This is a genomic window from Nocardia sp. NPDC058480 (genome assembly GCF_042720495.1).
In the GTDB taxonomy this organism is placed as follows: domain Bacteria; phylum Actinomycetota; class Actinomycetes; order Mycobacteriales; family Mycobacteriaceae; genus Nocardia.
This window is the reverse complement of the sequence record NZ_JBHXMN010000001.1, coordinates 410,695-428,171: the sequence shown is the minus strand read 5'-3', so window position 1 is coordinate 428,171 and position 17,477 is coordinate 410,695. Positions and strand designations below refer to the sequence as shown.

The window sequence follows — 17,477 nt, the reverse complement described above, 5'->3', positions numbered from 1 at the left end:
GCGATCGTGACGGGTCTTCGTGCCGACACTCCGCTGCTTCGCCGATCGCGGTGTATGCCGAGGCGTCAGGGTGGGGCACGCCCATGTGATGCGTGCGCCTCGGACTCACTTACCCGGCGAGATGTCCGTCCAGGTCCGGGTTCGGCCGGGGATTCCGCGCAGGCGTAAGTCCTTGTGGCGCTTCCACTTGGACCGCTCGGCCGGTGTGGCGGCCTGCCATATCGAATCGCTCACCAGCACGCGGCGCGGCACTTCCTTCGCCACGTCGGTGAGCCGGGACGCCTCGTTGACCGCGTCGCCGATGACCGTGAATTCGAGGCGGGTGTCGGCGCCGATGTCGCCGGCGAACACCTGGCCGCGGGCCACGCCGATGCCGACGTCGAGTTCGCCGGTGGCGACTACTTCGTCGCGGATGCGCCGGGCCGCGCGGAGGGCCGGGGTGGCGTTGTCGGCCAGGGTGGAGGGGGCGCCGAAGATGCACAGGGCGGCGTCGCCCGCGAATTTGTTCACGAGGCCGCCGTTGTCCTCGGTGGCCGCTACGACGGTGGCGAGCAGCCGGTTGAGCTTGTGCACGAAATCCTCCGGCGACATTTCGGCGGAGAGCCGCACCGAGCCGGTGACGTCGACGAACAGTGCCGAGACGATGCGCACATCGCCGGTGAGGTCGGTGCTGCCCGCCAGCGCGCGTTCGGCCACGGTGGAGCCCACGTGCCTGCCGAAGACGTCCTCGGTGCGCATCTGGTCGCGCAGTGTGGCGGCGAGTTCGTTGACGGAGTGTTCGAGCCGCCCGATCTCGCTCGCGCTGCCCACCGGCACCCGCACATCGAGTTCGCCGCGGGTGATCCGGTCCAGCGCCCGGTACATCGTGCGCATCGGGGTGGCCACCGAGCGCGCGAGCAGCGCGGTCGCGAACGTGCCGACACCGAGCGCGACGATCGAGAACAGCCAGGCGGCGCGCACCCGGTCCGACGCGGAGGTGGTGGAATCGCTCAACACGACGATGATGATCAGTCCCGGCAGCGCACTGGATACCGCCCAGGTGACGAGCACTTTGACCAGCACAGTCGAGCTGGGATCCACGGTGGGCCCGAGCACCGAGGCGACAATGGGCACGGCCGGTCGGATCAGCCGGTCCAGGATCAGATAGGTCGCGCCCGCCGCTTCGAGTCCGCCGAGGGCGAATGCCGCCAGCAGCACGGTGACGTTGTGATATTCGGTGAATCGGTCGATCAGCCACACGGTCAACACGACACCCGGTGCCCACAGCGCGATCACGCGCGCGGTGATCGCGGCGGGCAGCCGGATCAGGACCAACGCTTCCTCGGGTGTCGGTTTGCGGTTGTCGTCGAGCCAGCGCATGTACCGGCGCCGGTCGTAGAGCGAGATCCCGATGCCTGCGAGGAAGCCGACAACCGGATAGATCAGGATCAGTGCCGCCGCGTCACTCCAATCGGTGCCGACCCGGCTGAACACGCCGCCTGCCCAGCTGACCAGGAAGATGGCCGTGGCCCCGACCACATTGGCGGAGGTCACCACCAGCGCCAGTCCCCAATAGGACTGCAGCGCCCACCGAACCAGCCGGTTCACCGCGCACGCCCGGCCCCGGCGCCCGAGGACGCCCGGGCATCACGAGCTGCGCTGACCGGTGACACAACTATTGAGCATAGAAGGCGCGCGGGTCCACGCCGCGCGCACGCGCCGTTCAGCCGAGCACGACGAGCCAGATCGCGACGTAGTGACACAGCGCCGCGACCACCGTCGCCGCATGGAAGATCTCGTGATGCCCGAAGTCGGGCCAAGGATTGGGCCACTTGGTCGCGTAGAGGACAGCGCCCACGCTGTAGATCACCCCACCGACGGCGAGCAGCACCAGCGGCGCCACTCCGACGTTGTGCAGCAGCTCGGGAGCCACCGGCACGATCGCCCAGCCCAGCAGCAGGTACAGCGGCACCCCCACCCATGCGGGCGCGGTCGGCCACAACACCTTCAACGCCACCCCCGCGATGGCCCCCGCCCACACCACGACCAGCAGGATCTGCCCGGTCCGCCCGGGTAATCCGAGCAGCGCGAACGGCGTGTAACTGCCGGCGATGAACAGGAAGATCATCGAATGATCGGCCCGCTTCATCCGCACCCTGGTCCGCACGCTCGCCCAGGTGATCCGGTGATACACCGCGCTCACCCCGAACAGCGCGCATACCGAAACCCCGTAGAGCAGCGTCGACCAGCCCGCGGTCAATGACGTCAGGAACCCGAAGACCGCGAGCACCGTCACCGCGACAGCGGCTACGCCGACGGCCCAGGTGTGAATCCATCCGCGAAACCGCGGCTTCGAGTGCCCATCGGCCTCAGTCCGAACCGCCTCCACGAAACCTCCCAAGCCAAAACCTACGGTACCGTAGGTTACCGGCTCGAGGTTACGGCAACACCGGGGAGGCGGGGGAGCGAGGCAGTTCCAGGCGTAGGGTGCGGCTGTGGAGTCGTTTCTTGGTCGGGTGCGTGGATTGCCGTACCGCATCTACGAAGCCAGGCTGTCGCAGCAGCTGGCAGACAAGCAGCACCCTCGCCATGTCGCCGTGATGTGCGACGGCAATCGTCGCTGGGCGCGCGAGAACGGGTTCACCGATGTCAGCCACGGCCATCGGGTCGGCGCGCTGAAGATCGCCGAGCTCGTGGGCTGGTGTTCCGACCAGGGCATCGAGATGGTCACCGTCTATCTGCTCTCGACCGAGAACCTGCGCCGCGATGCCGATGAGCTCGAGACGCTGTTCGAAGTGATCACCGATGTCGTCGAGGAACTGTCCGCCCCGGAGCAGAACTGGAGCGTGCGGATCGTCGGGTCGCTCGAGGGTTTTCCCGAGCTGATCGCCAAGCGCCTTCGGGTGGCCGCCGAGCGCACGAGCGGGCGCGATGGCGTGCATGTGAACGTCGCGGTGGGGTACGGCGGGCGTCAGGAGATCACCGACGCGGTGCGGTCGCTGGTGCGCCAGGAGATCGCGTCGGGGGAGTCGGGTGAGGATCTGGTGCAGTCGATTACGGTCGACGCGATCGGCCAGCATCTCTACACCTCCGGCCAGCCCGACCCGGATCTGGTGATCAGAACCTCTGGTGAGCAGCGGCTGTCGGGTTTCCTGTTGTGGCAGAGCGCCTATTCGGAGATCTGGTTCACCGAGGCGTATTGGCCGGAATTCCGGCGCGTCGACTTCCTGCGCGCACTAAGGGATTACGCCGCGCGCCACCGTCGTTTCGGCGTGTGATGTCGTAGCCCTCGCGATTCCGGGTATCGCCCAGGAGATCCGCAAGCCCGAAATCGCGGCTGTCCGCGACATCGACCTGGCGACCAGGCTCGACGGGGCCTGGAAGTTGTAGTGGAGTACGCGCCCGATCCTGGACGTCCCCCGGCTAGGCATACCTCCGCATTCGCTCCGGCTGTGGGCACGTCTTTGGGCGGCTGCGCCGGCTGTGTCCATTAGGCTGCCGCACGAGACCGGGCCCGACGACACATTGCAGGGGTGTGAGCTGTGGGAATTGCGACGAAGGCGAGCGGATGGCGTGCGCGGATCGCGGTGCTCGGTGCCGCGTTGGTCGTCGCGGGCTGCGGTGGGGTCGACCAGCCCGCGCCGCCACGACTGACGCCCGCCGAGGAGCAGGCCGCGAAGGGGCCGGTGTTCGCCTATCGCACCGACGCCGAGCTGGCGGTGGTGCGCGGCGCCGAAACCGTCAGGGCCCCGGGTAGTTTCGGCTATTCATCGGCCGCGGTGTCGTTCACCAGGGACGGGCAGTACGCGTTCGCGGTGGAGACGAGCAGCAAGACACTGGTCGCGCTGGGTGTGCGGGACCGGTCGGTGACGCGCATACCGTGCGACTGCACCGACGCGGTCGCATTGCGTGGGTCGGTCGTCGGCTGGTGGCGGGAGCCGGGACAGATCATGAGCATGGATCTGGCCGGTACCGAGCCCGCCGGACCCGAACGTGAGATCGTCCTGCCGGATTCGCCGAGTCCGCTGACCGGCGGCGGGTGGGACGGCGCCAAGCTCGTGGCGGCCACCGACGAATTCGTCCTGCTGGCTCGCGTCGAATCGCGCGGACTGTGGTGGGAGAAGAGCCACCTCTACGCCATCGGCGCCGACGCCATCCTGCCGCTGGGCCGCGTGCCCGGCATAGACGCCGGACTCTCGGCCGCCGCCGGACCCGACGGGCACACCTTCGTGCTGGCGGGCGCGACGGCGCGCAGCGCGACCTGCGGCAGCGGCAACGTGGCCACTATCGACGCCGCCACCAACGGCGTCCGGGCGCTGCCGACGCTGCCGGGCGAGTGCTCGGCGGCCTACAGCCCCCGCTGGAGCACCGACGGCTCGATCACGATCGCCACTCGTAAATGGGCCGACCTAGCGGGCGCGCCGAGCACGGTCGACCGGCTGCAGTCGGCGGCGCAGGGGTGGGCGCCGGTCGGGGAGTACCCGGTGGTCGACATGCTCCCGCGGGCGCAGGAGTCGATGATCGAGGTGGTCGCCGGTGAGCCGACCGATGCGCGCGGCACACCGCACGGGGTGTTGGTTGTCCACAAGGGCGACGCCCGTGAGGAATTGGCGCAGCAGGTTATTTCGCTGGGTGCGCCGACCGCCACGACCGACTGATTTCGTTCGCGGAACCTGTTGCCGCGCAGGCTGATCAGAGCTTGCGCAGCCGCAACCTGTTGATCGTGTGGTCGGCGTCCTTGCGCAGCACCAGGGTCGCGCGCGGACGCGTCGGCAGGATGTTCTCCACCAGGTTGGGCCGGTTGGTGGAGTTCCAGATATCGCGCGCGGCCGCGGTGGCCTGCTCGTCGCTGAACGCCGCATAGTGGTGGAAGTGCGCGTCGGGGTCGGCGAAGCCGGTCTTGCGCAACGCCAGAAAGCGCTGCACATACCAGTTCTCGATGTCCTCGATGCGGGCGTCGACATAGATGGAGAAGTCGAACAGGTCCGACACCATCAGTCGCGGACCGGTCTGCAGCACGTTCAGGCCCTCGACGATGAGAATGTCGGGCTGACGAACACAGTGCTTCTCGTCGGGCACGATGTCGTAGGACTTGTGCGAATACACCGGCGCGCACACCACTTCGGCGCCCGACTTCACCTCGGTGACGAACCGGAGCAGCTTGCGCCGGTCATAACTGTCCGGGAAACCCTTGCGGTGCATGATGCCGCGGCGGATGAGTTCGGCGGTGGGATAGAGGAATCCGTCGGTGGTCACCAGGTCGACCCGCGGATGGTGATCCCAGCGCGCCAGGAGCGCCTGCAGCACGCGCGCGGTGGTCGACTTGCCGACCGCGACACTGCCCGCGACACCGATCACGAACGGCACCTGCTTGTCGGGATGCTTCTCCCCGAGGAAGGTGGCGGTGGCGGCGAACAACCGCTGCCGCGCCGCGACCTGGAGATGGATCAACCTGGCCAGCGGGAGGTAGACCTCGGCGACTTCTTCGAGATCGATCTGCTCGCCGAGACCGCGTAGGCCGGTCAGTTCGTCCTCGGTCAGTACCAGGGGAGTCGATTTGCGCAGAGTGCGCCACTGGCTTCGATCGAACTCCACATAGGGGCTCGGTTCGCTCATCCGTGCCACCTACCCGACCCCCCGTCCGGGTGCATCCGCACAGCTTGGCTGCCCGTCTGGTGAGATCCGGGATAACTCTGACCGCATAGCGAGATTGTGCTCCGTGCTCGCCACCGGCGCGCAACAGGGGGTTTGGCTACCAGTCGGTAACTAGTAACAACCCCGAGGTAGGTGGGTGGTTTTCGGCCCGCCTTGATTCTGGACTGACGGAGAGAAGGAGCGCAGCGACTCCAACGGAGGAGGGAAGAATCGAGGCAACCGGGGGCCGAAAACCGTCGGCGCCAGCCGCTAATGTCGGAGAGTGCATCCACTTGTCACTGAATACCTGCGCCTCGGTTTGGCTTTCGATCGCCTCGAAGAGGGGTTCGTCGACGCCTATACCGGCGATCCGCAGCTGCGTCGCGATGTCGAGAACGCCGCCGTCCCGGCACCCGCCGAGCTGGCCCGGCGCGCCGTCGAGCTGCGGGCGGCACTGCCCGATGCCGGGCTCTCGGCCCAGCGCACCGAATTCCTCGATGCCCACCTGGTGGCGATGGAGTGCTCAGGCCGCAAGTTCGCCGGTGAGCAGATCGGCTTCGTCGAGGAGGTCCGCGCCTACTTCGACGTCGACATCGCACCCGGCGACCCCGACGACTACCGCGAAGCGCACCGGCAGATGGACGAGGTGCTCGGTGGCGACGGTCCGCTCGCCGAACGGGCCGCCACCTACCGCCGCGGCGACGAGATCCCGCCGGAGAAGCTCGCGGTCTGTGTCGAAGCGTTCTCCAGCGCGTTGCGCGAGCGGGTGCGCGACCGGTATCCGCTGCCCGACCACGAGCACGTCACCTATGAGGTGGTCGGCGACAAGCCCTGGTCCGGCTTCAACTACTACCTGGGCAATTTCGCCTCGACGGTCGCGATCAACTCCGACCTCAAACAGCACATGGGCAACCTCCCCGCGCTGATCGCGCACGAGGCCTACCCCGGCCATCACACCGAGCACTGCCGCAAGGAAGCCGGACTGGTCGCGGCCGGCGAGGACGAGCAGACGCTGTTCCTGGTCAACACCCCGCAGTGCCTGATGGCCGAGGGCCTTGCCGACCTGGCCCTGCAGTCGATCGTCGGACCCGGCTGGGGCATGTGGGCCCAGGAGATCTACGCCGACCTCGGCCTTCGCTTCGACGGTGAACGGGCCGAACGCTTCTCGATCGCGTCGGCGAAATTGCTGAACGTGCGCCAGGACGCCGCGCTGCTGCTGCACGATCAGCATCGCGGTGAGGACGAGGTGGCGCAGTTCCTGCAGCGGTGGATTCTGGCGACGCCGGAACGGGCGCGGCAGTCGCTGCGGTTTCTGTCCTCACCGCTGTGGCGGGCCTACATCAGCACCTATGTCGAGGGTTACCGGCTGCTCGGTGGGTGGCTCGACGGTGCGGCCGGTGCCCAGGATCGGGTCGAGCGGTTCGGGCGTCTGCTCGACGAGCCGCTGACACCGGGGGCGATCCGGCGGATGAGCGTTACTGGATGATGGCGCAGCCGCCGGGGTCGAACTGCTGTGTCATCGGTCACCGCCGGACGGGTCCTTACGCCGTGTTCGCCGTGTTCGATGGCTATCGAACCTGGTCAGGCGTGCTGTGACGCTGGTCTCTCGGGTGGCGGCTCGGACGGTGTTGCGGTATCCCCGTGCTCGGCTCGCACACGGTCGGCAATAGACTCGCATGCGTGACGCAGACGACCGCTTCGGTGAATACCCAGTCTCTCGGTGAGCTCGATCCCGAGTTGGCCGCCGCGATGGCGGGCGAGCTCGCCCGCGAACGCGACACCCTCGAGATGATCGCTTCGGAGAACTTCGTGCCGCGGGCGGTCCTGCAGGCGCAGGGCTCCGTACTCACGAACAAGTACGCCGAGGGTTACCCGGGCCGCCGCTACTACGGTGGCTGCGAGGCCGTCGACGTGGTGGAGACCCTGGCCCGCGACCGTGCCAAGGAGCTGTTCGGCGCCGAATTCGCCAACGTGCAGCCCCACTCGGGCGCGCAGGCCAACGCCGCGGTGCTGATGGCGCTGATGAACCCGGGCGAGACCCTGCTCGGCCTCGACCTCGCGCACGGCGGTCACCTCACCCACGGCATGCGCCTGAACTTCTCGGGCAAGCTCTACGACGTCCACTCCTACGGCGTGAGCAAGGAAGACCACCGCATCGACATGGACGAGGTGCGTGACATCGCGCTCGAGGCCAAGCCGAAGGTGATCGTCGCCGGTTGGTCGGCCTACCCGCGTCACCAGGATTTCGCTCGCTTCCGTGAGATCGCCGACGAGGTCGGTGCCTACCTGTGGGTCGACATGGCCCACTTCGCCGGCCTGGTCGCCGCCGGTCTGCACCCCTCGCCTGTGCCGTACGCCGACGTGGTGTCCTCCACCGTGCACAAGACCCTCGGCGGCCCCCGCTCCGGCCTGATCCTGGCCAAGCAGGAATTCGCCAAGAAGCTCAACTCCGCGGTGTTCCCCGGCCAGCAGGGCGGCCCGCTCATGCACGTGATCGCCGCAAAGGCCGCCGCGTTCAAGATCGCCGCCACCGAGGAGTTCGCCGACCGCCAGGTCCGCACCCTGTCCGGTGCCCGCATCCTCGCCGAGCGTCTGACCGGCGCCGACGTCAAGGACAAGGGCGTTTCCGTCCTCACCGGCGGCACCGACGTGCACCTGGTCCTGGTCGACCTGCGCAACTCCGAGCTCGACGGTCAGCAGGCCGAAGACGTGCTCCACGAGGTCGGCATCACCGTCAACCGCAACGCCGTCCCCTTCGACCCTCGCCCCCCGATGGTCACCTCGGGCCTGCGCATCGGCACGGCGGCCCTGGCCACCCGCGGCTTCGGCGACACCGAATTCACCGAGGTGGCCGACATCATCGCCGCCGCCCTGGCAGGCACCTCCGACGTCGACACCCTGCGTGGTCGTGTCTCGAAGCTGGCCCAGAGCGTCCCGCTGTACCAGGGCCTCGAAGACTGGCGCCTGCTCGGCTGAGTAGCGCCCTCGACACGAAACGCCCTCGTCGGCCGATATTTTCGGTCGGCGGGGGCGTTGTGGCGACTAGGGACAGTCGGCGTGGTTTGTCGGAAGGCACAAATTTCTGGCGAATTGCGTACGGGCCTACTGAAATACGGCATGGTCAGTCTGCATGGGATATCGACGTGAGCTCGCGCGTGAGGTCGGCGGCGAGGTGCACGCGTTCGAGTTGCTTTCCGAGGCCGAAGCCAAGGAGTTGGTCACGTTGTTCCGGACCGCGCGGGCCGACGAGGCGCGGGCATTGCGCCGGGCCATCAATGCCTCGGTCGCCGAGATGCCTGGTCCGCTGCGCAAACTCACCCGCACCCTCCTTTTCGGTAGCTGAGCCGATGATCGAGACGGAGCTGGAAGCTCAGACCCAACTCGTGGTGCTGGCGCGCACGCTGCAGGTGCCGCCGCAAAACCTCGCACCGCTCGCTCGGCTCGGCGCGGTGCACCTCGCGGCGATCCATCAGCAGATTCTGCGCGCGCTGCATGCCGAGCAAGCCGACACGTTTCGAAGGCTCAGCCCGCTCGTGCCGATCTTTCCGCTCGGGCTCGGCATCGTTCTGTTCGAGCGGGTGGTGCCACCGGTGGTCGCCGCCAGATTCCTCGGGGCGGTCGGCGTGCGACATCCTGAGAAGTTGGCACAGGGGCTGTGTGGGGTCGACCCCGCCTACGCGGCCGACGGCGCACGGTTCTTGGACCCGAGCGCCTTCGAACAGTTGATGCGATACGGCAAGCCCGAGCCGATCACGCTCATCATCAACGAGCTACTGCGGCGGCGCGACTACGTGACCGCGGCGCGGTTCCTCTCGGTGGTGAACGAACCGCTGGTCGCGGCATTGGAGCACAACGTCCTCGACGACGCGGGCTTGGTCTTCACCGCCGCCTACGCTTACCCCGCGCACTCGTTGAGCCGGATCGTCCGGCAATTGCTCGCGGGCCCGCGCAAACGGATGCCAGGCATCCTGCACACGGTCCTGGCCGGCCCGCCGACCCTGCACCACGCGATGCTCGCCGTGTTCTGCAAGGTCGCTCCCGATCTCGCGGGCACCCTCGGCGACATCTTCTTCGGCCGCGGCAGCACGCACGAGGTCGGTCGATTCCTGCTCACCGCGGTCAACCGGAACGCCTCGCGCGCCCTGCTCACGGTCATCGGTCGACTCAATCCTGTTGCCCTGTGGGCACTGTCGGCGCACCCGCTGTTCGCCGATACCGACATCCTCGGCGCACTGGTCCGCTCGCTGAACCGCAAGGACGAAGCCGACCCGTGGCGTGGCCTTTTCGCACTCTCCGCCCGCCTGAGCGAACCGGCCCGCCGCCACATCGCCGCCACCCTGGCCGAACTGGACGAAACCTCGGTAGCCGCCCTGCCCGCCCACGCGACCGACGCCACCTACTGGCCCGCCCTCCTGCAGCTGCTCGCCGAATCCGAACCGGCCGCCCAATCCAGAGTCGCCGCGATCTGGTCGCGCCTTCCCCCCGAATGGCAAGCGGGCATCGAACGCCACATCCACGAAAACCGCTACGACACCCGCCTGAGCCGCATCACCAACGCGCTGACCACCGTCACCCCCGAAGAAGTCTTCTTCCGCCGCCGCCAGCAGATCCGCCAACGAGGAGAAGACCACTTCGCGTCGTGGTGAAATGCCGACGATAGCCGAACTCGCTACTTTCTCGAGTCCGTGATGAAATCGCGATTCAGGTCGAGCAGGACGTGGTCGGCGGTCAGGAGTTGTAGCCCTTCACAGCTGGCTTGAGAAACGATCAACCGGTCGAAGGGGTCGTGCTTGGCCAGTTCGGGGAACTCGCGTAGGCCTTCGGCGTGCTCGCCGGTGACGTCGAGAACGCTCAAGCCCTGAGCGGTCAACAATTCGGTGAAGGCAGCCGGAATGCTGAGTTTGCCGAGCATCGACTTGATCGTCAGCTCCCACACGGATGCCGCAGAGACATAGACCTCCGCGGTTGTGGAAATCGACTGACGAGCGACGGCTCCCAGACGAGGATTGTCATCCAGAGTCCACAATGCGGATTGGCTGTCAAGCAGAAGCATCGGCGTCGTCTCCGTAGAACATCCGCTGAATGTCTACGTCGACGTCGAATGCCGAGTCATCGTAGGTGAGTTGGCCTTTCAGGCCACCGATGGTAACCGGGGCGCTTCGGTGCGGCACGAGGTCGGCGATGGGCTGGCCCGCTTTGGAGATCACGATCCGCTCGCCCTTGGATACCCGCTCGAGCAGCCTCGACAGGTGTGTCTTCGCTTCGTGGATATTGACTGTCGTCATTCACTGAGTCTACTGGACTTAGTCCAACTTAGTCTATGACTAGGGGTGTAGTGCGCGGAGCCTTACGTCATCAACCGGCGTTGATGACGCTCAGTTCACCAGCGGGTGCAGGGTGCGGCCGATCTGGTTGATGACGCCGGGTTCGTGGCCGTTGGCGATCAGGTTGACGATGACACCGTCGATGCCGTGGTCGAGGACGCGGGTTTGGATCTGTTCGGCCACTTCGTCCGGGGTGCCGGCGAATTGGCGGTCGGCGACGGTGGCTCGGCGTTCGGCTTCGGTCATGGTGGACAGGTCGATGCCGAGGCGGGACAGCATGTCGGACTGGGTCTTCCGGGCGCGGTCGCCGTCTTCGTCGACGATGGTCATGGCGAGGAAGCTGGTTTCGAGGGTGGCGGGGTCGCGGCCTGCTTCGTCGCAGCGCTGGTGCAGGGCGTCGAGTTTGCGTGGCAGGTCGGAGGCGTTGCAGATGATGTTGAGGTGGTCGGCGAAGCGGGCGGCCATGCCGAAGGTCTTCTTCTCGCCGCCACCGCCGAGCAGAATCGGCAGGTCGTCGCGGATGCGAGGCTCGTTCATCGCCTGCTCGGTGCGATACCACTTGCCGTCGAGGGTGGAGCGCTGTCCGCGCAGCATCGGCGTGATGATCCGCAGCGCCTCGTCGAGCCGCTCGAATCGCTCGGTGAACGTGCCGAACTCGAACCCGTACTGCTGATGCTCCAGCTCGAACCACCCCGCCCCGATCCCGAGCACCGCCCGCCCACCACTCACCACATCGAGCGTGGTGACAGTCTTGGCCAGCAGCGCCGGATTCCGGTACGTATTGCCGGTCACCAAGGCCGACAACTGAATTCGCTCGGTCGCGGTAGCGAGCCCGGACAGCGCCGAATAGGCCTCCAGCATCGGCTCCGCGGGCTCGCCGATCAACGGCAACTGGTAGAAGTGATCCATCACGAAAGCGGCATCGAACCCCGCTTCCTCCGCCTCCCTGGCCTGCGCGATCACCGCGGGAAACAGCTCACGCACCGAAGCGGTATTGCTGAAGTTGGGCATCTGGTAACCGAGTCGAATGCTCATGGGGTCGACGATAAGACTTGGAGTGCACTCCAAGTCAAGGCCGCACAGTTCGGGTCAGAGGCTCAGGATTCGATGATCCCGTTGCCGAGGGCGTCAGGGATCTCGTCGGACGTCTTCGGCCGCGCGGTTCGCCCAGGAAGCGGATTTCGCCCGACCAGGGGGTTTACAGGTCGTCGGGTAGCACCCGAAACGCGTCATGGTTCGTCAATGGCTTGATCGCTCGAAAATCCCGGCGATCCAGGGTGAGGATATCGGCGGTTTCGTACCTTTCGGCGAGGGCTACATTGGTCGCATCGGTCAAGTCCAAGCGCAATCCGAGATAGCGGTTCTGTACACGCCGACCTGTCCGAAGCATCGCGCTGGAAACCTCAGGGATTTTCACCCGCCCCTTGGTTTCCTGGGCAAGAAGCCAATCGTTTACCCCATAGGCCAGGTCGCGATTCTGGTTTCGCGTGATCACGTGTTCGATCTCGAGCATCACGAGCGGCGACACGAGGGTCAGTGCGGCCCGTTGCAACGCGGCCCGGGCCGTAACATGCTCTGGATCCTTGGAGTTGAACGCAGCCACCAATCCGGACGTATCGCCGACCAGGATCATCGCTGGGTGCTGTCGACTATTGCCTCATGCACAGTCGCGTGGATCTGATCGGCGTCGATCGGCCCGCCGAAGTCCAGGACCGGGATGTCCCATTCGTCATCCCATCTGCGTGTTCGGATCGCCGCAAGGTGGAACGCTTCCCGGAAGTACTCCGACTCCGGACGTCCTTCGCGGGCAGCAGCTTGCTTGATCAGCTCGAGGTCGCTCTCGTCGACCATGACGGTCGTCTTCTTGAGTGCCATAAGGTTATGGTACCTCCACCATAACCTTGGCGCTGGCTGCCGGGTTTGTGGACGGCGCCGAGCTCACGCGGGGCGCGGGGTTGCGGACCCGATCAGCTCCGGGTAGTCGAGCAGGTCGATGTCGTTGGCGGCCTTGTCGCCGTATTTCAGCATGAGGTTGAACAGGCGGGAGCCGAGGAACCAGTTGCGGGCCTTGATGCCGCGGGCGGTTTTCGGGGCGAGGAACGGGCCAGCGTTGCTGTTGCCCGCGATTTTGGCGTAGCGCTTCATGATTCGGTTGTAGTTGGCGAAGGCTGTCGCGTGATCGCCTGCGGCGGAGGCCAGTTCGCCTGCGAGAACGTAGGCGCCGACGATGGCGAGGCCGGTTCCGAAGCCTGCCAGGGTGTTTCCGTAGGCGGCGTCGCCGATGAGGGCGATGCGGCCGCGGGTGTAGGTGCCGTTCATGCGGACCTGGCTGATCGAATCGAGGTAGATGTCGTCGAAGTCGGCCAGGTCGGTGAGCATGCGGGGGGCATGCCAGGCCATGTCGGCGAAGGTCTCTTCGATGATGTGGCGTTGGGCGGCGGGGTCGTTGCGGGGGTAGTCGAGTTCGGGGGCGGCGAACATGTACATCTGCTGAGCTTTCGGGCCGCCGTCGATGGCGAGTTTGCCCGGGGTGTTGTGGGCGTAGCCTGCCGCTTTGTCGCGGGGAGTGGCCGCGTCGCTCCAGCGGCTCGCGCCTGCCACGCAGTAGTAGTAGCCCAGGTGCGCGACGTAATCGGATTCGGGGCCGAACGCCAATTTCCTTACCCGCGAATGGATTCCGTCGGCTCCCAGTACGAGGTCGAAGGTTCGGGGCGGGTTGTTCTCGAACTGCACGGCCACCCCGTCGCCGGTGTCGCGCAGTTCGGTGATGGTGTCGCCGAAGAGGTATTCGACGGTGTCGGCGGTTTTGTCGTACATGATCTCGGCCAGGTCGCCGCGCAGGATCTCCAGATCACCGCCGGTGAATTCGCCCGACATCACGCCGAGTTCGCGCCCGTCCTCGTCGACGAAAATCATGTCGGTGGTGCCGGTACGCCGGGCGCGAACCTCGTCGAGGATGCCCATCCGCTCGAGCACCGTCAGGTGGGTCTTGCCCTTGAAATCGACCGCCTGACCGCCGGCCCGCAGTGCGGGTGCGCGCTCGACGACGGTGACGGAAAAGCCGTATCGGTGCAGCCAGTAGGCCAGGGCGGGGCCTGCGACGCTGGCGCCGGAGATGAGGACGGTGCGCATGGTGAACTCCTAGAAGATTTGTGTCCGATGGAATCTGTATCCGGTGGATGCAGATAAGAGTATGGTAGACACAGTTTCGCGTCAAGATGTTTGTCGAGAGGATGGGCAGATGCCGACCACGGTCGAGCTGTTGTGGGGAACCACGCAGCGCCCCAAGCGCGGGCCCAAACCCGCCCTCACCCTCGACGGGATCGTCGCCGAGGCCATCGCGCTCGTGGATGCCGAAGGGCTGTCCGCGCTGTCGATGCAGCGGCTGGCCGAACGCCTCGGCTTCACCAAGATGTCGCTGTACCGGTATGTGCCGGGCAAGGAGCAGCTGACTGCGCTGATGCTCGACGCGGCGATGGGGGAGCCGCCGAATACCGCGGGCTCACCACAGAATTGGCGTACCGGTCTGCGGGAGTGGGGCGAGGCGATCTTCGCGCGCTACCTCGCACACCCGTGGACGATCGAGCTCACCCTCGGCGTGCGGCCCTTCGGTCCGAACGAGATGGGGTGGACCGAAGCCGCGCTCACCGCGCTGGCGGGGACCGGCCTCACCGGCTCGGAAAAGCTCGACACGATCGTCCTGCTCAACGGTCACACCCGCAATCTGGCCCAGCAGGTCGCGTCGATGAGCGGTAGTGGCGAGCTGCAGTTCACCGAGCAGTTCACCGAGATGATGACCGCCGCCGCGGGCCGTTATCCCGAGGTGCTCGCGGCCTTCGCCGAGGAAGCCGCCGTCCCGGCGGGCAGCGGCGGACCGAACGACGCCCTGCGTTTCGGTGTCGACCGCATTCTCGACGGACTCGCCGCGCTGATCGATCAGCGAAACTTCAGCAGTCCCCTGGCCCCGCCGCGGTCGTCGCCCTAGGCTCTTCCCATGACCGACGAGCCGGAACTGCCGGAGCCCGCTGTCACCATCGTTCGCGAATTCTTCGCCGCGCTCGAGCTCAGCGCGGTCGACGAGGCGCTCGATCTCCTCGATCCCACGATCGTCTGGAAGAACGCCTCACTGCCTTCCGTGCGCGGCAAGAAGCGGGTGGCCGCGGTGTTGCGCGGCCTGGATCGTCCCAAGCTCGGGTTCTCCGCGGAGATCCACCACATCGCCGCCGACGGCGACATCGTGCTCACCGACCGCACCGACTACCTGCACGTCGGCCCGGTGCGGATCGGCTTCTGGGTGAGCGGCACCTTCGAGCTGCGCGAGGGCCGAATCGTGCTGTGGGACGACCACTTCAGCAAGGGCAATGCCCTGCGCGGCACCATCGTCGGCGTGGCGAAGGCGATCACCGGGCGCTGACTACTTGTGCTTGCGTAGATACGCCAGATAGGTCGGTCGCAGCACGTCGGCCAATTTGCCGTCGCCCGCGTGGAAGTAGTCGTCGAGCATCGGCAGCACGTATTTGATGTCGGCCGAGCTCTCGCCGAGGTCGCCCGCCTCGGCCTGGGCCGCCGGAATCGACTTGAGCAGTTCCCACAGGAACTTCACGTCACCGCGTCGCACGGCCGTCTTCACCGCGCGATCGTGCAGTTCCTTCGACGACAGCTTCTCCAGATCCTGGTCATCGGCCATGCCATCGACTCTAGCGCTCGGCGACGCACACGTGCCGGATCCGGCGCGACAGTGCGGGTTAACGACAAATTCACGCCACGCGTGCGCCGGTCCAGCAGCGCGGCTACGAATTCGGCGGTAGCGTCGGAGATGCGAGTCGCGTCGGTGTGATTCGTACGGGAGGTCCTGACCGTGACTGAGCTACTCAGTGCGAGAGGGCCGGCACCTGGCCCTCGGGGCGGTTGACTCAGCGTCAAACGCCCACAGGACGGACCGGTCCAGCGAGATCGTTCGCGCGGGTGCCGTGCGAACACATAAGGAGCCCACCGTGACTGCTGCACGCTCCGTTTCCGCTTCCGCGAAGCACACGGCCTCGGCCTCGGCCTCGAAGAAAGGGGCTCGCCCCTCACGTTCCGGTCGCAAGACATTCGTAGTCGACACCTCAGTACTCCTGTCGGATCCCTGGGCTGTCACCCGGTTCGGGGAACACAGTGTGGTCCTACCCCTGGTCGTGATCAGTGAGCTGGAGGCGAAACGACACCACCACGAGCTCGGCTGGTTCGCCCGCGAGGCTCTGCGCATGCTCGATGACCTGCGTGTGCAGCACGGCAGGCTCGACCAGGCGCTGCCCATCGGCACCGACGGCGGCACCCTGCAGGTGGAGCTCAACCACACCGATTCGTCGGTGCTGCCCGCCGGATTCCGTTCCGACACCAACGATTCCCGCATCCTGGCCTGCGCGCTGAACTTCTCGGCCGAGGGTGAGGACGTGGTGCTGGTGTCCAAGGACATCCCGCTACGGGTCAAGGCCAGCGCGGTCGGCTTGTCGGCCGACGAGTACCACGCGCAGGACGTGGTGACCTCCGGCTGGAGCGGGATGGTGGAACTCGACGTGGCGGGCTCCCAGATCGATCAGCTCTACACCGATTCGGTGATCGACCTCGAGGATGCGCGAGAGTTGCCGTGCCACACCGGCGTTCGGTTGCTGGGCAGCAGCTCGAGCGCGCTGGGCCGGGTCACCGCCGACAAGCGGATTCAACTGGTCAGGGAGCGGGAGGCATTCGGGCTGCACGGACGTTCGGCCGAACAGCGCATCGCACTCGATCTGCTGCTCGACGAGAGCATCGGGATCGTGTCGATGGGTGGGCGCGCCGGTACCGGTAAGTCGGCGCTGGCGTTGACCGCCGGGCTCGAGGCGGTGCTGGAGCGGCGCACGCAGCGCAAGGTGGTCGTGTTCCGGCCGCTGTACGCGGTGGGCGGGCAGGAACTGGGCTACCTGCCGGGGTCGGAGAGCGAGAAGATGGGCCCGTGGGCACAGGCCGTCTTCGACACCCTCGACGGACTGGCCAGCCGCGAGGTGCTCGAGGAGGTGCTCAGCCGCGACATGCTCGAAGTGTTGCCGCTGACCCACATTCGCGGCCGGTCGCTGCACGATTCGTTCGTGATCGTCGACGAGGCGCAGTCGCTCGAACGCAATGTGTTGCTCACGGTGTTGAGCCGCCTTGGCACGGGTTCGCGAGTGGTGCTCACCCACGATGTCGCCCAGCGCGACAATCTGCGGGTGGGTAGGCACGACGGTGTGGCGGCGGTGATCGAAAAGCTCAAGGGCCACCCGCTTTTCGCGCACATCACGCTCACTCGCAGCGAGCGCTCGCCGATCGCGGCACTGGTGACCGAGATGCTCGAGGAGTACGGACCGAACGCGTAATCATCGGCAATCAGGCCGCGTCACGGCCAGAATCCGTTTGATTACCGCAAATGGTGGGTAATATCCGCGAGGACACCAATCCAGCAACGGCTCGGCGAACACTGTTACGCCGGGCCGTTGCTGGATTATCGGCCGGGCTCCATTCCGGGGGCACCCCCGTGGGGCC

19 protein-coding genes are annotated in these 17,477 nt (G+C 66.5%); 9 read left to right on the top strand and 10 right to left on the bottom strand.

Going from position 1 to position 17,477, the window contains the following annotated elements; genetic code table 11:
* Window positions 1-105: 105 nt before the first annotated feature.
* Both ACFWO8_RS02000 and ACFWO8_RS01995 read right to left on the bottom strand, forming a co-directional pair.
* Window positions 106-1,587 (bottom strand): adenylate/guanylate cyclase domain-containing protein, encoded by a 1,482-nt coding sequence (locus ACFWO8_RS02000; RefSeq protein WP_378940633.1) that lies wholly within the window; start codon window positions 1,585-1,587, stop codon window positions 106-108.
* 115 nt (window positions 1,588-1,702) lie between these two features.
* Window positions 1,703-2,368, bottom strand: a complete 666-nt coding sequence (locus ACFWO8_RS01995) for a hemolysin III family protein (protein WP_378940632.1) — start codon at window positions 2,366-2,368, stop codon at window positions 1,703-1,705.
* Between the two features lie 106 nt (window positions 2,369-2,474).
* Here ACFWO8_RS01995 and ACFWO8_RS01990 point away from each other — a divergent pair, with 106 nt between their 5' ends.
* Both ACFWO8_RS01990 and ACFWO8_RS01985 read left to right on the top strand, forming a co-directional pair.
* Complete coding sequence (locus tag ACFWO8_RS01990; protein WP_378940631.1) at window positions 2,475-3,257, top strand: isoprenyl transferase; 783 nt, start codon at window positions 2,475-2,477, stop codon at window positions 3,255-3,257.
* 264 nt (window positions 3,258-3,521) lie between these two features.
* Window positions 3,522-4,637 carry a hypothetical protein gene (locus tag ACFWO8_RS01985; RefSeq protein ID WP_378940630.1) on the top strand — a complete coding sequence of 372 codons (1,116 nt, stop codon included), beginning with the start codon at window positions 3,522-3,524 and terminating at the stop codon, window positions 4,635-4,637.
* 34 nt (window positions 4,638-4,671) lie between these two features.
* Here ACFWO8_RS01985 and coaA read toward each other — a convergent pair whose 3' ends face one another.
* Window positions 4,672-5,604, bottom strand: coding sequence for a type I pantothenate kinase (coaA, locus tag ACFWO8_RS01980; protein ID WP_378940629.1), 933 nt, complete (start codon window positions 5,602-5,604; stop codon window positions 4,672-4,674).
* A gap of 292 nt (window positions 5,605-5,896) precedes the next feature.
* On the opposite strand from coaA, the gene ACFWO8_RS01975 reads away from it, so the two are divergent.
* The 4 genes from ACFWO8_RS01975 (at window position 5,897) to ACFWO8_RS01960 (ending at window position 10,259) form a co-directional block, all read left to right on the top strand.
* On the top strand, window positions 5,897-7,099 hold the full coding sequence (locus ACFWO8_RS01975; RefSeq protein ID WP_378940628.1) for a DUF885 domain-containing protein: 1,203 nt from the start codon (window positions 5,897-5,899) through the stop codon (window positions 7,097-7,099).
* Window positions 7,100-7,293: 194 nt separating this feature from the next.
* Window positions 7,294-8,589 carry a serine hydroxymethyltransferase gene (gene glyA / locus ACFWO8_RS01970; protein ID WP_378940627.1) on the top strand — a complete coding sequence of 432 codons (1,296 nt, stop codon included), beginning with the start codon at window positions 7,294-7,296 and terminating at the stop codon, window positions 8,587-8,589.
* A gap of 154 nt (window positions 8,590-8,743) precedes the next feature.
* Window positions 8,744-8,956: a hypothetical protein gene (locus ACFWO8_RS01965; RefSeq protein WP_378940626.1), complete on the top strand. Its 213-nt coding sequence runs from the start codon at window positions 8,744-8,746 to the stop codon at window positions 8,954-8,956.
* A gap of 4 nt (window positions 8,957-8,960) precedes the next feature.
* Entirely contained in the window at window positions 8,961-10,259 is a 1,299-nt protein-coding gene (locus ACFWO8_RS01960; RefSeq protein WP_378940625.1) for a hypothetical protein, read from the top strand.
* A gap of 23 nt (window positions 10,260-10,282) precedes the next feature.
* Here ACFWO8_RS01960 and ACFWO8_RS01955 read toward each other — a convergent pair whose 3' ends face one another.
* From ACFWO8_RS01955 to ACFWO8_RS01930, 6 genes are all read right to left on the bottom strand, one after another.
* Entirely contained in the window at window positions 10,283-10,666 is a 384-nt protein-coding gene (locus ACFWO8_RS01955; RefSeq protein WP_378940624.1) for a type II toxin-antitoxin system VapC family toxin, read from the bottom strand.
* On the bottom strand, window positions 10,653-10,898 hold the full coding sequence (locus ACFWO8_RS01950; protein ID WP_378940623.1) for a type II toxin-antitoxin system Phd/YefM family antitoxin: 246 nt from the start codon (window positions 10,896-10,898) through the stop codon (window positions 10,653-10,655). Before ACFWO8_RS01950 ends, ACFWO8_RS01955 begins: the two co-directional genes overlap by 14 nt.
* Before the next feature lie 90 nt (window positions 10,899-10,988).
* Window positions 10,989-11,972, bottom strand: coding sequence for an LLM class F420-dependent oxidoreductase (locus ACFWO8_RS01945; RefSeq protein ID WP_378940622.1), 984 nt, complete (start codon window positions 11,970-11,972; stop codon window positions 10,989-10,991).
* Between the two features lie 163 nt (window positions 11,973-12,135).
* Window positions 12,136-12,570: a PIN domain-containing protein gene (locus ACFWO8_RS01940; RefSeq protein WP_378940621.1), complete on the bottom strand. Its 435-nt coding sequence runs from the start codon at window positions 12,568-12,570 to the stop codon at window positions 12,136-12,138.
* Entirely contained in the window at window positions 12,567-12,812 is a 246-nt protein-coding gene (locus ACFWO8_RS01935) for a ribbon-helix-helix protein, CopG family (protein WP_378940620.1), read from the bottom strand. Before ACFWO8_RS01935 ends, ACFWO8_RS01940 begins: the two co-directional genes overlap by 4 nt.
* Before the next feature lie 63 nt (window positions 12,813-12,875).
* On the bottom strand, window positions 12,876-14,069 hold the full coding sequence (locus tag ACFWO8_RS01930; protein ID WP_378940619.1) for an FAD-dependent monooxygenase: 1,194 nt from the start codon (window positions 14,067-14,069) through the stop codon (window positions 12,876-12,878).
* 109 nt (window positions 14,070-14,178) lie between these two features.
* Here ACFWO8_RS01930 and ACFWO8_RS01925 point away from each other — a divergent pair, with 109 nt between their 5' ends.
* Window positions 14,179-14,922, top strand: a complete 744-nt coding sequence (locus ACFWO8_RS01925) for a TetR/AcrR family transcriptional regulator (RefSeq protein ID WP_378940618.1) — start codon at window positions 14,179-14,181, stop codon at window positions 14,920-14,922.
* 9 nt (window positions 14,923-14,931) lie between these two features.
* Entirely contained in the window at window positions 14,932-15,351 is a 420-nt protein-coding gene (locus tag ACFWO8_RS01920; RefSeq protein ID WP_378940617.1) for a limonene-1,2-epoxide hydrolase family protein, read from the top strand.
* Here the strand turns inward: ACFWO8_RS01920 and ACFWO8_RS01915 are convergent, their stop codons facing one another.
* Window positions 15,352-15,624: a hypothetical protein gene (locus ACFWO8_RS01915; RefSeq protein WP_378940616.1), complete on the bottom strand. Its 273-nt coding sequence runs from the start codon at window positions 15,622-15,624 to the stop codon at window positions 15,352-15,354.
* 307 nt (window positions 15,625-15,931) lie between these two features.
* Here ACFWO8_RS01915 and ACFWO8_RS01910 point away from each other — a divergent pair, with 307 nt between their 5' ends.
* Complete coding sequence (locus ACFWO8_RS01910; RefSeq protein WP_378940615.1) at window positions 15,932-17,311, top strand: PhoH family protein; 1,380 nt, start codon at window positions 15,932-15,934, stop codon at window positions 17,309-17,311.
* Window positions 17,312-17,477: the final 166 nt, after the last annotated feature.